The sequence below is a fragment of the Luteitalea pratensis genome (genome assembly GCF_001618865.1).
GTDB lineage: Bacteria > Acidobacteriota > Vicinamibacteria > Vicinamibacterales > Vicinamibacteraceae > Luteitalea > Luteitalea pratensis.
Map to the genome: position 1 here is coordinate 1,518,188 of NZ_CP015136.1, position 14,535 is coordinate 1,532,722.

Here is a 14,535-nt window from a genome sequence, read left to right on the forward strand (position 1 = left end):
TACCTGCGTGGGTTACCCCGCGGTCCGCCATTCGTGACGCAGCAAGCCGAACATCAGGATGTCGTCGTACACGCCATCCAGCTTCCGTGCACTGCGACGATTCCCCTCCTCGACGAACCCGGTCCGCCGGTACAACTCCACGGCTCGCACGTTGGACGCGAATACTTCGAGTTCGATGCGGTCGAGTCCCATCCCGAAGCCTTCGTCGAGGGCCCGCTCCAGCAGGAGCCGCCCGAGGCCCTGGCCCCTCGAGTCCGGCGCCACGCCCATGCCCAGTCGGCCGTAGTGGGTCAGGCCCTCGAACGGGCCGCGCGCGATGTCGATCCAGCCGAGGAGTCGGTCGCCGTCGATGGCCACCAGCGCGATGCCGTTCGATTGGCGCAGGTGGGCGATGTAGCCCTGCGTCTGCTCGAGCGTAAAGCCCTCCGTGGAGCCGAGGTAGGCGCGCTCGCGAGACACCGCCGTTACGAGCGCGTTCAGGGCCGACACGTCCGCGTCAGTCGCTGGCCGAATCAGCATCGCGTCACTCCGATTCCCGATGGCCCCGGAACGCCGGGCTGGGACAGCCCGGCGCTACCTGCAGTCAGCGTTCGGCGACCATTTCGCCGGCATTCCCGGCATTCCCGGCATTCCGTCCGTGTCGGTCAGCGGGCGGCGTAGGTTCCGGCGCTGGCGCGCAGGAGCTTCAGCAGCACGTCGCTGTTCTCGTAGACACCCGTGAACTGCCACGCCCCGGGGCCGGTCGCCGAGAGCGGCACGTCGGTGGCGGTGTGCCCGGCAAACGTGTGCCCGTTGGACGCCGTGTCGGCGGGGCAGCCACCCGCATCAGGACAGGGCGTCTCGCCGTTCTCGATCGTGCCGGCGACGAGGAACCCCGGGATGTCGCCCTTCTTCGCCCTGGCGGGATTGGCCACCGCCACCAGACGTCCGTCGTCCTTCTTCTCGTGGACGGCGGCCTCTGACTGTTCACGGTCGGCGGTCCAGTTCTCGAAATGATCCGTCGCGGCTGCCCAGCCGAGCAGCAGCTTGCGCGAGGGGTTCGGGTCCACCGGGAAGCCGCGTTCGTCGAGGACGTAGTTCGGGGTGAAGGGCAGCACCTGCTCGGGCAGGAATCGGAACACGCCGGCGTAGTCGCGCACGGCCTTGCCCATGATCGACGGCACATAGTGCTCGTTGCCGACGCCAATGATGGCCATGCCGCCGCAGTCGTGGTCGGCTGTGACGATGACGAGGGTGTCGTTGTCGGGGTCCTTGTCGCTGTTGGTCCCCTTCGCGAACTCGAGGGCAACGGCGACGGCGCGATCGAATTCGATCGTGTCCCAGATGACCCGTTCAGAGTCCGCGGCGTGCGAGCGCTTGTCGATGGACGCGCCTTCTACCATCAGGTAGAAGCCGGCTGGTGAATACGTCGAGAGCGACTTGATCGCCGCGCTGGTCATGTCCTCGAGCATCGGCGTGTCGCGGTAGGCCGCGTTCTTCTCGAGCGCCAGTTCGTCGCTGTAGCGGCCTGCACCCACCTTGTCGAACGCAACGACCATGTGCGACTGGTGGAACAGGCCGAGGATGGCCTTGGGCGCCGGCCGTGACGGCGCGATGACGGCCCGCACGTCGCTCCCGTTGCGCAGCGTCTGATAGCCGGCGGCGGCGAATTCCCCGATCAGGTTGCGGTTGTCCGGCCGGGTTCCGCCACCTGCCTTGCCCGAGAAGTGGTTCGCGCCCCCGCCCATCAGCACGGTCACGCCGTTGGTCTTGCGCTCGTCGAAGAACTCCGCGGCGACACCCGGTCCCGCGAACCGGCTCGATGTGTGTGCCGCATTGGCCGCGGGCGTGGAATCGGTGAGGTCGGCGGTGGTCACGATGCCGACGTTGAAGCCGGGGCCGCGGGTGCGGCGCAGGATCTCGCCGAAATACTCGATGCGGGGGTTGTCGAAGAAATCGGCAGTGTTGTCGGGGAACACGCCTTCCTGGTTGTTGGCGTTCTTCTGGCCGGTCACGTAGGAGGCCATGCCAGGCGAGGAGTCGGTGATCACCGCATTGAGGGAGCCGGTCATCACCTGTCCGGTCACTTCCAGCGTGTCCATCGCCAGCCGGCCCGCGGCCTTGCCGTTGTGGACGCCACGCGACACGATGCGCGCCGCCGTCCGATGCGACGCACCCATGCCATCACCGAGGAACAGGATGATGTTGCGCGCGCGCGGGCGGCCGGTCCGCTTTGGCGCGGCCCAGGCCTCGACCTGCAGGTGCGACTCGGCCGACGCGCCGTCGGCGGTCGTGGCCTTGATCACCAGGGGGCCGGCCGTGCTGCGGCTGAAGCGACGCGCCAGGAAATTGGTGGTGCCGGCCGCCGCGCCGTCCTGGGCGCCCGGATCGTTGCGTGACGTCCATTCGACGCCGTCCACCCAGACCCGGAGGCCTGCCGGCGCCGCTCCGCCGGCTGCAGAAGCCTCGACCCGGATGTCAACCAATTGCCCGGCGGCGAGGACGCCGCCATCGGGGGGCATGATGCGGATTGCGGTGGCAGCCTCGGCGAGGGCCGGCGTCATGAGTGCGACGAGTAGCGCGAAGAGCAGCGCGAGGGTGTGGCGCATGGCCCCGATGATAGCTGCGTGGCTGGCCGCCGCCTATAATCTCGGGCATGAAGAAGGTGCTCGTCGCGATCCTGCTCGCCCCCGCCCTGTTGTCCGCCCAAAGCCGGGCCAAGAATGTGGTGCTGTTCCTTGCCGATGCCGGCGGCATCCCCACGATCACGGCGGCCAGCCTCCATGCCACCGGCGTCTCGCGCGGCCTGTTCATCCAGAAGATGCCCAACATCGCCCTGTCGGACACGTCGACGGCGTCCCAGATCGTCACCGACTCGGCGGCAGGGATGACCGCGATCGTCACGGGGTACAAGACGCACAACGGCGTCATCTCGCAGTCGGCCGACACGGTGCGCGGCAAGACCGATGGCGCGCCGCTCAAGACGATCCTCGAGTACGCCGAGGAGCACGGCCTTTCGACCGGATTGGTCACCAATGACTCGCTGACGGGAGCCACCCCCTCGGCGCTGTACGCGCACGCGAACGAACGGGCGCAGAGCGCACTGATCTTCCAGCAGGCGTTCGCCCCCCGTTTCGGTGACGGCGTCGACGTGATGATCGGGCCCGGCCGCGCGGCCATCACGAAGTCGCTCGCTGCTGCCGGCACCGACCTCGACACGATCGCGACGCGCACGAAGCGGCCCATCCATGCCGCGCTGTCGGACGTGCCAGCCGACGCCAGGCGCGCCATCGTGATGCTGGATTCCTCGGCCTTCGATCTCGAGGAGGCCGTGTTGGCGGCGCAGCGCATCCTGTCGCGCAACAAGAAGGGGTACTTCCTGATGGTCGAAGGCGATACGCACACCGACAACGTGCGTGTCGGCCTCGACCGGATGGTGGCCCTCGACAAGACGGTCGCGCGGATGGCGAGCGTCGTGGGGCGCGACACGCTGTTGGTGTTCACGGCGGACCACTCGTTCGACATCGCGCTGCGTGGCGGCCTGCTGGGGAAGCCACTGCTCGACGGCCTCGAGGCCGAGCAGGCGAAGGCGGCGGAGGAGAAGCGGCGTAACATCCGCATCCCCGCGGTACGCATGGACAACGGCCACGCCGGCGAACCGGTGATGATCGCGGCAATGGGCCCAGGCGCCGATCGTGTCCGCGGCTACATGCTGAACACCGACATCTTCAAGGTCATGATGCAGGCCTTCGGCTGGAAGGCCGACGACGCCGTCCCGCAGACCGCGCAGCGCTGACCTTCCCCGCCCGGCCCAGCGGGGGCGATTGCGCCGACGGCACGACCGTGTACAGTCTGTCCATGCGTAACGCCGATTTCCGCGTCCGCCTTCGCCAGGGCTCCGGCGGACGAGTCGTGCGGCAGGCGCTCGTCCTGTCGCTGGCCGTGTCCGTGCTCGCCCCGGGGCGCGTCGCATCCGCGCAACCGCCCGATGCCTCGCAAACCGAGCGGATGATCGCCGACCTCGGCCTGCGCGAGGCCGCCACGCCGCTCAGCGCCTCACCGCAGTGGCGCAAGCCGGCCCGCGTGCTGGTGCGCAACCTGACGCCGGATCGCAAGACGTGGCTCCAGGAAGTCGCGCCCGGTGTCGAACTCGTCAATGCCGACACGACCTCCGATGCGCGTGCTGCAGCCGCGACCGCGGATGCGGTCCTGGGCTTCTGCGAGGAGGCGGTCCTCGCGCAGAGCCCCAGTGTCCGCTGGGTGCAGACCTACGACGCCGGCGTCGAGCGTTGCCTGACCAGCGACGTCTTCCGCCAGCGTGGCATCGTCCTCACCAACATGCAGCGGATCGCCGGTCCCGTGATGGCCGAGCACGTGATGGCGCTGGTGCTGGCCCACGCCCGCGGGCTCGCCGGTTACCTGATGGCGCAGCGCGAGGGGAAGTGGGAGCGCGGCGTGAACGCCGCCAACTGGACGTTCAACGCCTTGTCGGATGGCGAGCAGCCGGCGTTCACACTGGCGGGCAAGACCATCCTGATCGTCGGCTACGGGGGCGTCGGGAGTGAAACCGCCAAGCGGGCGCAGGCGTTCGGCATGCGCATCATCGCCATCCGCAACAGCAAGGCCGACCTCCCGCCCGGCGTCACGAAGATGGGCCTGCCCGCCGACCTGCCCACCTATGTCAAGGAGGCCGACATCGTCGTGGACACGTTGCCGCTGACGGCCGAGACCCGCGGCATGTTCGACGCGGCGATTTTCGGGGCGATGAAGAAGACGGCCTTCTTCGTCAACGTCGGGCGCGGCGGCACCGTCGTGACCGAGGCCCTGATGAAGGCGTTGCAGGACGGCGGCATCGGCGGCGCAGGACTCGACGTGGTCGATCCCGAGCCGGTGCCCGAGGGACACCCGCTCTGGAAGACGCCCCGGCTCATCCTGACGCCGCATGTATCGGCCGACTCCGACGTCGACGAGGACGTCCGGTGGCTGCTCATCCGTGAGAACCTGCGCCGCTTCGTCGCCGGCGGCAAGATGCTCTCGGTCGTCGACGCGACTCGAGGGTATTGAAGGTAGGGCCCAGTATGAACGCGGCCGAACGATGGGCCGGGCTCGGAGAGCCGGGCCTACCGGGTTCGTTGCTGTCCTGTGTTCCTGCGATAAGCTCTGCGCCATGCACAGACGGGAGTTCCTGGGCACGCTCGCCGCGACTGGCCTCGCTGGCGTTCCAGCACCGGGTGCGCCTGAGGGCGCGGCACCCGGTACCCGGCAACCGGCACCCGGTCAAGCCGAGCTTGGGGCCAGGCGAGGCCCCACGACCTTCCAGATGGCGTGCATGACGCTGCCATACGCGGCGTTTCCGATCGAGCGGGCGCTCGAGGGGATCAAGGCTGCCGGCTACCCGTACGTCGCGTGGGGCGTGACCCACAAGGATGCGAGTGGCCAGCAACGTCCGGCGATCGACGTCACCGCACCGGTCTCGGAGGCGGCTGCGCTCGCCCGTCGTTGTCGCGACCTCGGACTGGATCCGGTCATGATGTTTTCGACCGTCTTTCTCGAGGAACCCGAAGCCGCCGACGCCCATCGCCGGCGGATCGCGCAGGCCGCGGAAGCGAAGATTCCCTACGTGCTCACATTCGGGCGCACGCGACCAGGCGAGTACGAACGGGTCATCGCGTGCCTGAAAGCGATCGGTCCGGTTGCGCGGCAGGCTGGAGTCGCGGTGCTGATCAAGCAGCATGGCGGCAACACCGCGACAGGTGCGATGTGCTCGGCGATCATCCGCGAAGTCGGCGATGAGGGCGTGCGCATGTGCTACGACGCGGGCAATGTGCTCGACTACGAGAGCCACGACCCGATTGCCGACATTGCGACGTGCGTCGGCGACATCCGCGCCTTCGCGATCAAGGACCACCGTGATTTTCCGAAGGACGAGGACTGTGGGCCCGGATTCGGGGAGATTGATCACTACCGGCTGCTCACGCCCGTGATGCAGGCGGGACTGACGATGCCGTTGGTGTTCGAGAACATCTTCGAACCATTGGTCCGGCGTCCGGCGACGCCCGAGGGTGTGGACGCGCTCGCCCGCCGTGTCAGGGAATACGTGGACAGTGTGATTCGCGGCCTGCAGGCAGCACCTGCCGGTGCCGCGTGAAAGGGCCCCGAACGTGACGCACGACCTCGACAGACGCGCCTTCCTCCAGACCGGCGCGACACTGGCCGCCAGCGCATCGCTGGCGACCCGCGCCGTGGCCCAGCCGCAAGTGGTCATCCCCACGGCACCCGTGACGGGAGCCATTGCCACCGGCATCATCGGCACCGGTGGTCGCGGTACCGCCGACCTTGGCGCGGTGCTCGAACACGGCAAGGTCGCAGCGGTGTGCGACGTCAAGGCCGATCGCATGAAGGCGGCGGCCGATGTCGCCATGCGCGACACGCCGGCCCAGTACGCCGATTACCGGCGCGTGCTCGATCGCAAGGACATCGAGGCGGTGGTGATCGCCACGCCGCCGCACCTGCACGCCGAGATGGCCGTGGCGGCGCTGCAGGCCGGCAAGCACGTCTACTGCGAGAAACCGGTCGCGATCACGCCGGCCTCGGTGGCGCAGGTGGTCAAGGCCGTCAAGGCGTCGGGCAAGGTGTTCATCGCGGGACAGCAACTCCGCTCCTACAAGCGGCTCGGCGCCGCAGTGGGCAAGATCCGCGCGGGTGCCATCGGCGACGTGTTGATGATCAAGGCGCAGCGGCACTCCGAATCCGATCTGAGTCACACGGGGACGTCGGCGGACTGGTTCTTCGACGTCGAGAAGTCGGGTGGCTATCTGATCGAGATGTCGGTGCACAACCTCGATCTGTGCAACTGGGCGATCGGCGCGACGCCGTTGAAGGCGGCCGGATTCGGCGGCATCCTCCTCTACAAGGACGACCCGCCGGGGCGTTCGATCATGGATGGCTACACGCTCAGCTACGACTATCCGGGCGGCGTGAAGCTCTATTTCACGCAGATGGTGTTCCATCCGAAAGGCCTGCCCGGCGGCGGCCAGTTCGTGCACGTCTACGGGCAGAAGGGCGCCTGCGACCTGATGGGAGACACGAGCGTCTATCCGCTCGACGGCAAGGCCCCGCCAGCCGAACTCGTGCCGAAGATGGAGGAAGCGCCCAACGCGCACATGCTCGCGTTCTACGAGTGCATCCGCGGCAAGGGCACCAACCCGGCCGACATCACCGTCGGCGCGACCGGCGCGCTGACGGCCATCATGGGCCACCAGGCCATCACCACCGGCAAGGTCGTGGAGTGGAAAACGATCGCGGGCGATCTCTCGTAAGGTAGGGCGCGCTCTCCGAGCGCGCCGGCACGGGAACCGGCAACCGTGACCGGGGAACCGGGGAGAGGCAAACGGGATATGCAGGACACCAGGAGTCAGCACCTCATGACGACCACCTCCAATCGGCGACAGTTCCTTCAGGCATCCGTGGCAGCATCGGCCGGTGCCGCATTCGCCTCACTCGCGTCAGTGGGTCGCGTTGCCGCGCAGGCAAAGGCGCCGCTCTACAAGATCTCGCTCGCGCAGTGGTCCATCAACCAGCCGCTGCGCAAGGGCACGATGCAGCATCTCGACTTTGCGAAGATCGCGAAATCTTGCGGCATCGAGGGGATCGAGTACGTCAACCAGTTCTTCATGGACAAGGCGACCGACGCGGCCTACCTCGCGGAGATGAACTCCCGCGCGAAAGGTGAGGGCGTGACGCAGGTCCTCATCATGTGCGACAACGAGGGGCGCCTCGGCGATCCGGACGCGGCCAAGCGTCAGCAGGCGGTGGAGAACCACTACAAGTGGGTGACGGCCGCGAAGACGCTCGGTTGCCATTCGATCCGCGTCAATGCCTACAGCGAAGGCACGCCGGACGAACAGGCCAAGTTCGTGGCCGATGGCCTGCACAAGCTCTGCGTCTTTGCAGACACGCATGGGCTCAACGTGATCATCGAGAACCACGGCGGCCAGAGCAGCAACGCCAAGTGGCTCATGCAGACGATCAAGCAGGCCGACCACAAGCGTGCCGGCACGCTGCCAGACTTCGGCAACTTCTCCATCTCCCGCCCGACGAAGGACAAACCGGACGCGAAGACGGAAAGCTACGACTCGTACGTCGGCGTCAAGGAGATGATGCCGCTCGCCAAGGGCGTGAGCGTGAAGCCGACGGTGTGGGACTTCCACGGCAAGAGCGGTCCCCTCGACATGCCCAGGATGATGAAGATCGTCGTCGATGCCGGCTACCACGGCTACTGCGGCATCGAGCACGGTGCCCCCGACCATGAGCTGGAGAGCATCCGGGAACTGCGCGAGCAACTCGAGGCCACGCGCGAGCAGCTGTCCAAATCGTAGCCGTCGACCTTCCACCTTCGCCAAGGCTACGGTGGACAAGCCAGGTCGACGGAAGCGTCGAGCAAGCTCGACGCCTACGTACGGGGAGGGCGTGTAGCCGTCGAGCTTGCTCGACGGACGCGGTAACAGCGATGGGCCGCGCTCGGGGAGCGTTCCCTACCTCCCCGGGGTCAGCGATCGGCGAAGTATTCCTCGAACACGCGCGCGAGTGCCGCCCCGTACGCCTGCCAATGCGCCGCCGACGTGTGAGACTTCAGCCCCTCGATCCAGTTGGCGTTCAGCTCGTGCACCAGCGCGTCGATGCCGTACCGCTCCAGCCAGCCATCGCCGAGGGTGCCGCTGTTGCGGAACTCGCCGTCGGTGTGCCCTTCGGTGAACCAGGTCCGGGCCCGGAGCAGCGCTTCGAGGCGGGCCATCTTCGCGAGATGGACGTCCAGTCCCGGCACCGGCGGCCGACTCAGATGGAGCAACCCGCGCCCGTCGTTGTGCAGTTCGATCGCGAGATCCGGTTTGCGTCCCGCGGCGATCATCTCCTCGAGCCAACGCTCGAGGGCGGCGTTCTCCGGTACGAGTGACGGGTCGGCGGGCCGGTCCCAGTTGCGATTCAGGTCCTTGCCGTTGACGTTGAAGCGAGTTCCGCCACGCGCGACGCCGTCCTTGTTGGCCATCGGCAGGACGTACAGCACGTAGCGTTCACGCCAGCGTTTTGCGTCCGCGTCGTTTCGCAGCAGGCGCTCGATCAGGCCCTCTGCGACCCAGTTGCTGCCCGCTTCCCACGGGTGTGCCCGCGCCCGCACGAACACGCGATGGACACCGGGTGCCGGGTTCCGGGTGCCGGGTGCGGCTTCGTTGCCGATGCGGATGATCTCAAGTGGACGCCCTTGTGCCGACTGTCCAATCGTCCTGTGCGAGGCGTGCGGCGAGGTGCGGACCCTGGCCAGGAGGCGCTCCAGATCGGACAGCCGATACGGCTGCATGCGGGCGACATACAGCGTCTCGCCCGGCATCGTCAGCGTGACGCGGACACGATCGCCCGGGAGCGCGTCGGTCGGCACGGTCGTCCACTGCTGGCCGTCGGCCGAAATCGCCACCGTCTTCAGTTCTGGTGCAACAGAGCCGGGGCGCCCGTTCCACACGTTGTCCAGGTTGGCGATCTCCAGCGTGAGCCGCGCCCCCGGTTTCCCCGCCAGGCGCACGTGGAGGTGTCCCGCGGCCCGGTTCGGGGAATCCCGCTCGTGGTCGTAGAGCAGGTGCACCCGCCAGGCGCCGTCGTCGAGGCGCTCGTACCAGACCGGCGAGCCGTTTTCGATGCTCGAGTCGATGTAGGCCAGGTCTGGTGCCGGCGCGACGGACGCCGCTGGTTGACGCGCGTCAGTGCTGGTGACGATTGCTGACCAGAACAGGGCGCAACTCAATATCGGACGGCGCCGGAGGACGGCAGGCACGCGGCATCGTGGCCCACCTCACAGCCATGCCGCAATGGTCCCCGTGCCCCTGGTCACTCCCGGGAAGCTCGTCCATATAGGATAGACTGCCAAGGTCAGCCGTTTACTTGCGAGGGGTGCGGGCCGCTCAGACCTGTCGGCACACCGGGAGCCGATTGCATGTCGTCACGCGTGACCCTGTTTTTCGTGATCGCGGTCGTCCTCGCCGCGTCGCCCGCGTCCCGGGCTCTCCAGTCGCCCTCGCCAGCTGTACCAGCCAGTGCGGCGCCGACGCCAGCGACACCTGTGGCGTCCGGTGCCCCCACGCGTCGACACCCCGAGGAGGGGCTGCCATTCATCCGGACCTATCGCCCGGCCGAGGTGGGAGCCGCTGAGCAGAACTGGTGCGTGGTGCAGGACGCGAATGGCGTCCTTTACTTCGGCAGCGCCGCCGGCATCGCGACGTACGACGGCGTCACGTGGCGGTTGATCGAGTTCGGATATTCGGCGGTCCGAGCCCTGGCGATCGGGCCCGACGGCACCATCTACGCCGGGACGGGCAACGACTTCGGATACCTGGCCATCGACCCTGCTGGCAAGCAGGCGTTCGTGTCGCTGCACGCAAAGGTGCCGGCTGACGCGCGCGAGCATGCCGACGTCTGGCGCATCTACGTGGATGGGCCGCGCGTGCATTTCGTGGCCAACCGGGCGATCTACACGCTCGAGGGCGGCCGAATCCGCGTGATCAAGGCCTCCACACGCTTCAACCGGGCCGGCTTTGTCAACGGGCGCCTCTACGTTCCCGTGCGCGAGAGCGGCCTGCATGTCCTCGAGGGTGGCGCGCTCCGCCTTCTGCCCGGAACGAAGGCCATCGGCAACGAGGTCACACTGGTCATCCTCCCCTTCGGGGACCAGCGACTGCTGATCGGCACCAGGTTAGACGGCTTCTACCTCTACGACGGAACCGCGCTGACGCCGTTTTCGACCGATTTCGACGACTGGCTCAAGCGGGCGAATCTCTATCGCGGGTTCGTGCTTCCCGACGGCACGTACGCGCTGGCGACACTCAGCGCCGGGCTCGTGCTCATGGATCGAGCGGGACACCAGCGGCTCGCCCTCGACGAGACCATGGGCCTGCCCAACAACAGTGTGTATTACGCGATGGTCGATCGCGAGGGGGCCCTCTGGGTGACCAACCGGCAGGGCATCGCCCGGATCGACTACGCTTCGCCCGCGTCGACCTTTGGCGTTGCCACCGGGTACAAGGTGGCCACCTCCTTCGCGCGACACGAAGGACGGCTCTACTCGAGCCTCGCCGACGGCGCGCAGTACCTGGTGCCTGCCCAGGGTGACCAGCCCGCCCGTTTCGAGCGGATCACCAACGTGACCCGCCAGTGCTGGTCGCTCGCACGCATGCCTGACTCGTCCGGCAAGCCGACGGCGCTGGTACTGGCTTGCAGCGACGGCCTCTACGAGGTTCGCGGCGGCGCGGCGATTCCCATTCGCGCTCCCGCCGACGGCACCTTCTCGGCGGCCTACCTGCTGCACTCACGCGTCGATTCCACACGCATCTGGGTCGCGCTGAGCGACGGCCTGGCGTCGTTCCGCCGTGTCGACGGGCAGTGGATCGACGAAGGCAGGGTCGAGGGCGTCACCGGCGACGTCCGCAGCCTGGCCGAGGCGCCCGATGGCACGCTGTGGGGCGGCACGCTACTGAACGGCGTTCACCGGCTCACGTTCGGCACGCGTCCGAGTCCCGGATCACCCCGGCCGACCGCCACCGCGACGTTCTTTCGCAGCGGAACGCACGGCCTCGACCAGGGCGGCGTCGGCGTCTTTGGTACGCGGGAAGGCATCTTCTTCGTGGTGAGCGCCGTCTCGCGGCAGGCCACGGTTGCGCGCTTCGACGCGGCGGCGTCCGCGTTCGTCCGCGACGAAGTCCTCTCGAGCCTGCCATACGATCGCTTCCGCAACAGCTTCGGCCTCGTCGATCGCCCCGGCGGCGGCCTGTTTGCGAACTTCGGCTACGGCCTGGCCGTCCTCGCGCGGCGGACCGACGGCACCTGGGCGGTCGACTCCACACGCTTTGCCCGACTCGGCCGCATGCCCGGCTTCGCGATGTACGTCGACGATGACGACGTGGCCTGGATCGACGCTGGCGAGGAACTCATTCGCTTCGATCTCACGCGCGCGGCGGCGCCGGTGCCGGCCAACGACGCCCTCGTCCGGCGCGTGACCACCGGGCATGGCGCGCTGCTGTTCGGCGGCGTGGGCACGATCACTGCGCCGCGCCTGCCGGCAGCGACCTCCTCGCTCCGCTTCGAGTTCGCGGCCCCGACCTTCATCGACGATAAATCGACCGTGTACCAGACGAAGCTGGATGGCCTCGAGGCCGACTGGTCGGAGTGGAGCCCAGAGGCACGTCGCGACGTGTCGATGATGGTATTTGGCGACTACCGGTTCCGTGTGCGCGCGCGCAGCGCCACCGGACATGTCGCCGAGGCCGCGCCGTTCGCGTTCACCATCCTCGCGCCGTGGTACCGCACCTGGTGGGCCTATGGAGGGTACGCCCTTCTCGTTGGCGCCCTGCTCTTCGGCTCGAGTCGCCTGATGCGTCGGCGCGTCGTCGCCAAGGAGCGCGCGCGTGCGCAGTTTGCCGAGGCGCGCCTGCGTGCCGAGGCCGCCGAGCAGCTTGCGGCGACGGAGAGCGAAGGCAAGAAGCAGGTCGAGCTGCTCAGCGAGATCGGGCGCGAGATCACGGCGTCGCTCGACATCGACACCATCTTCGGCAAGTTGTACGAACGCGTGAACCAGCTCGCCGATGCCGATGTCTTCGGCGTCGGTCTGTACCACCCGGAGCGCCACGAGATCGAGTACCGGCTCGCGATCGAGGACGGCATGCGCTATGCGCCGTACACGCGCGACACGAGCAACCGCGATCAGCTGCCAGTGTGGTGCATCGAGCACAAGGCGCCGATCGTGATCAACGACATGCTGGCCGAGCACGGCAAGTACCTGTCGCGCTACGACGAGCAGCGTCGTCCGCTCGAGGACGGCTCGATGTCGAAGGCACCGCAGTCGGTGATCTACGTGCCGCTGCTCTCGAAGGACCGCGTCCTCGGCGTGATCACGATCCAGAGCTTCGAAAAGGGCGCCTACGACGATCACCACCTCAACGTGCTCCAGAGTCTGGCCTCCTATGCCGGCGTCGCCATCGACAACGCGAGTGCGTACCGGCAACTGAACGAGCAGGAGCACGAGATCCGCCGCCTGTTCGAGGATGCCGAACGCGCGCGCACGGCGGCCGAGGAGGCCGACGCCGCCAAGAGCGCCTTCCTCTCCACCGTGAGCCACGAACTGCGCACGCCGCTCACGTCCGTGCTCGGCTTCGCGAAGATCATCAAGAAGCGTCTCGAGGAACGCATCTTTCCGCTGGTGCCGACCGACGACCGCAAGGTGGCCCAGACCATCAAGCAGGTCGACGACAACCTCAAGGTCGTGGTCAGCGAAGGCGAACGCCTGACCAAGCTGATTGACGATGTGCTGGACCTGGCGAAGATCGAGGCCGGCAAGCTCGAATGGCACATGGGCGATGTGTCGATCGCCGAGGTCATCGATCACGCCACCAACGCCACGTCCTCGCTCCTGGACCAGAAGGCTCTCCGCCTCGTCAAGGATGTCGGCCCGGACCTGCCGGCGATCACGGGTGACCGCGATCGCCTCGTGCAGGTCGTGATCAACCTGATCTCCAATGCGGTGAAGTTCACCGATGCCGGCTCGGTGACATGCCGCGCCGTCCGGCAGGGCAGCGATCTGATCGTCAGCGTCGTGGACACCGGCATGGGCATCGCCCCTGCGGACCAGCCGAAGGTCTTCGAGCGCTTCAAGCAGGTTGGCGACACGCTCACCGACAAACCGAAGGGCACGGGCCTGGGCCTGCCGATCTGTCGCGAGATCATCGAGCATCACGGCGGCCGGGTGTGGGTCGAGAGCGCACTGGGGCAGGGCAGCACGTTCTCGTTCGGTCTGCCGCTGAATGCGGCCGATGCCGCCGGACTTCCCGCGACCGGCCCGGTGGAATTGGCGGCCCTCATTCGCCAGTTGCGCGACCAGGTGGCCGTCACCAATCCACGCACCGCCGACCGGACGCCGCGCATCCTCGTGGTGGACGACGAGGCGAACATTCGTGACCTGCTCACGCAGGAGTTCACCGAGGCCGGCTACGCCGTCAGCACCGCAGTCAACGGCCGCGACGCGATCGCCAGGGTTCGTGCCGAACGGCCGGACCTGATCGTGCTCGACGTGATGATGCCGGAGATGAACGGCTTCGACGTCGCCGCGGTGCTGAAGAACGACCCCGTCACGATGGACATCCCGATCGTGATCCTGTCGATCGTGCAGGACCGCGAACGCGGCTACCGGGTCGGCGTCGATCGCTACCTGACCAAGCCGATTGATACCGACCTGCTGTTTCGTGAGGTCGGCGCGCTGATCGAGCAGAAGAAATCGCACAAGCGCGTGCTCGTGGTCGACGAAGACTCGTCGACGGTCAAGACCCTGACCGACGTGCTCTCGACACGCGGCTACAGCGTCGTCGAGGCGCGCGCCGACGACATCGTCGAGCGGGCCATGGCGCTGCAGCCAGACATCATCCTGCTCAATGCCGTGGCCTCTGGCACCCATGCGGTGCGGATGCTGCGCTTTGAGAAGGGCCTCGAGAACGTTCTGTTCCTCGTGTATCAGTAGGAGATTGC

General features: G+C 67.5%; 9 protein-coding genes. 6 read left to right on the plus strand and 3 right to left on the minus strand.

Going from position 1 to position 14,535, the window contains the following annotated elements; all coding sequences use genetic code 11:
• Positions 1 to 12: 12 nt before the first annotated feature.
• Both LuPra_RS06305 and LuPra_RS06310 read right to left on the minus strand, forming a co-directional pair.
• A complete protein-coding gene (locus tag LuPra_RS06305) occupies positions 13 to 519 on the minus strand; it encodes a GNAT family N-acetyltransferase (protein WP_110169958.1) in 507 nt (168 codons plus the stop codon).
• Between the two features lie 125 nt (positions 520 to 644).
• Positions 645 to 2,588, minus strand: coding sequence for an alkaline phosphatase (locus LuPra_RS06310; protein WP_110169959.1), 1,944 nt, complete (start codon positions 2,586 to 2,588; stop codon positions 645 to 647).
• Between the two features lie 47 nt (positions 2,589 to 2,635).
• Here LuPra_RS06310 and LuPra_RS06315 point away from each other — a divergent pair, with 47 nt between their 5' ends.
• From LuPra_RS06315 to LuPra_RS06335, 5 genes are all read left to right on the plus strand, one after another.
• Positions 2,636 to 3,775 carry an alkaline phosphatase gene (locus LuPra_RS06315; protein ID WP_110169960.1) on the plus strand — a complete coding sequence of 380 codons (1,140 nt, stop codon included), beginning with the start codon at positions 2,636 to 2,638 and terminating at the stop codon, positions 3,773 to 3,775.
• A gap of 62 nt (positions 3,776 to 3,837) precedes the next feature.
• Positions 3,838 to 5,043 (plus strand): D-2-hydroxyacid dehydrogenase, encoded by a 1,206-nt coding sequence (locus LuPra_RS06320; RefSeq protein WP_110169961.1) that lies wholly within the window; start codon positions 3,838 to 3,840, stop codon positions 5,041 to 5,043.
• A gap of 103 nt (positions 5,044 to 5,146) precedes the next feature.
• On the plus strand, positions 5,147 to 6,127 hold the full coding sequence (locus tag LuPra_RS06325; RefSeq protein ID WP_157898811.1) for a sugar phosphate isomerase/epimerase family protein: 981 nt from the start codon (positions 5,147 to 5,149) through the stop codon (positions 6,125 to 6,127).
• A gap of 13 nt (positions 6,128 to 6,140) precedes the next feature.
• The gene (locus LuPra_RS06330; protein ID WP_157898812.1) at positions 6,141 to 7,298 is read left to right on the plus strand and encodes a Gfo/Idh/MocA family protein; all 1,158 of its coding nucleotides are present in this window, start codon (positions 6,141 to 6,143) and stop codon (positions 7,296 to 7,298) included.
• A 105-nt stretch (positions 7,299 to 7,403) separates the two neighbouring features.
• Complete coding sequence (locus LuPra_RS06335; protein ID WP_110169964.1) at positions 7,404 to 8,357, plus strand: sugar phosphate isomerase/epimerase family protein; 954 nt, start codon at positions 7,404 to 7,406, stop codon at positions 8,355 to 8,357.
• A gap of 170 nt (positions 8,358 to 8,527) precedes the next feature.
• On the opposite strand, the gene LuPra_RS06340 is transcribed toward LuPra_RS06335, so the two are convergent.
• Positions 8,528 to 9,802: a M14 family zinc carboxypeptidase gene (locus LuPra_RS06340; protein WP_110169965.1), complete on the minus strand. Its 1,275-nt coding sequence runs from the start codon at positions 9,800 to 9,802 to the stop codon at positions 8,528 to 8,530.
• A 159-nt stretch (positions 9,803 to 9,961) separates the two neighbouring features.
• Between LuPra_RS06340 and LuPra_RS33035 the strand changes: the two genes are divergently transcribed.
• Positions 9,962 to 14,527, plus strand: coding sequence for an ATP-binding protein (locus LuPra_RS33035; RefSeq protein WP_110169966.1), 4,566 nt, complete (start codon positions 9,962 to 9,964; stop codon positions 14,525 to 14,527).
• The last annotated feature ends 8 nt before the right edge of the window (positions 14,528 to 14,535 follow it).

Bases quoted from the DNA above. Each gene is read 5' to 3' on its own strand.
- LuPra_RS06305 (WP_110169958.1), bottom strand. From the start codon at position 519: ATGCTGATTCGGCCAGCGACTGACGCGGACGTGTCGGCCCTGAACGCG.
- LuPra_RS06310 (WP_110169959.1), bottom strand. From the start codon at position 2,588: ATGCGCCACACCCTCGCGCTGCTCTTCGCGCTACTCGTCGCACTCATG.
- LuPra_RS06315 (WP_110169960.1), top strand. From the start codon at position 2,636: ATGAAGAAGGTGCTCGTCGCGATCCTGCTCGCCCCCGCCCTGTTGTCC.
- LuPra_RS06320 (WP_110169961.1), top strand. From the start codon at position 3,838: ATGCGTAACGCCGATTTCCGCGTCCGCCTTCGCCAGGGCTCCGGCGGA.
- LuPra_RS06325 (WP_157898811.1), top strand. From the start codon at position 5,147: ATGCACAGACGGGAGTTCCTGGGCACGCTCGCCGCGACTGGCCTCGCT.
- LuPra_RS06335 (WP_110169964.1), top strand. From the start codon at position 7,404: ATGACGACCACCTCCAATCGGCGACAGTTCCTTCAGGCATCCGTGGCA.
- LuPra_RS33035 (WP_110169966.1), top strand. From the start codon at position 9,962: ATGTCGTCACGCGTGACCCTGTTTTTCGTGATCGCGGTCGTCCTCGCC.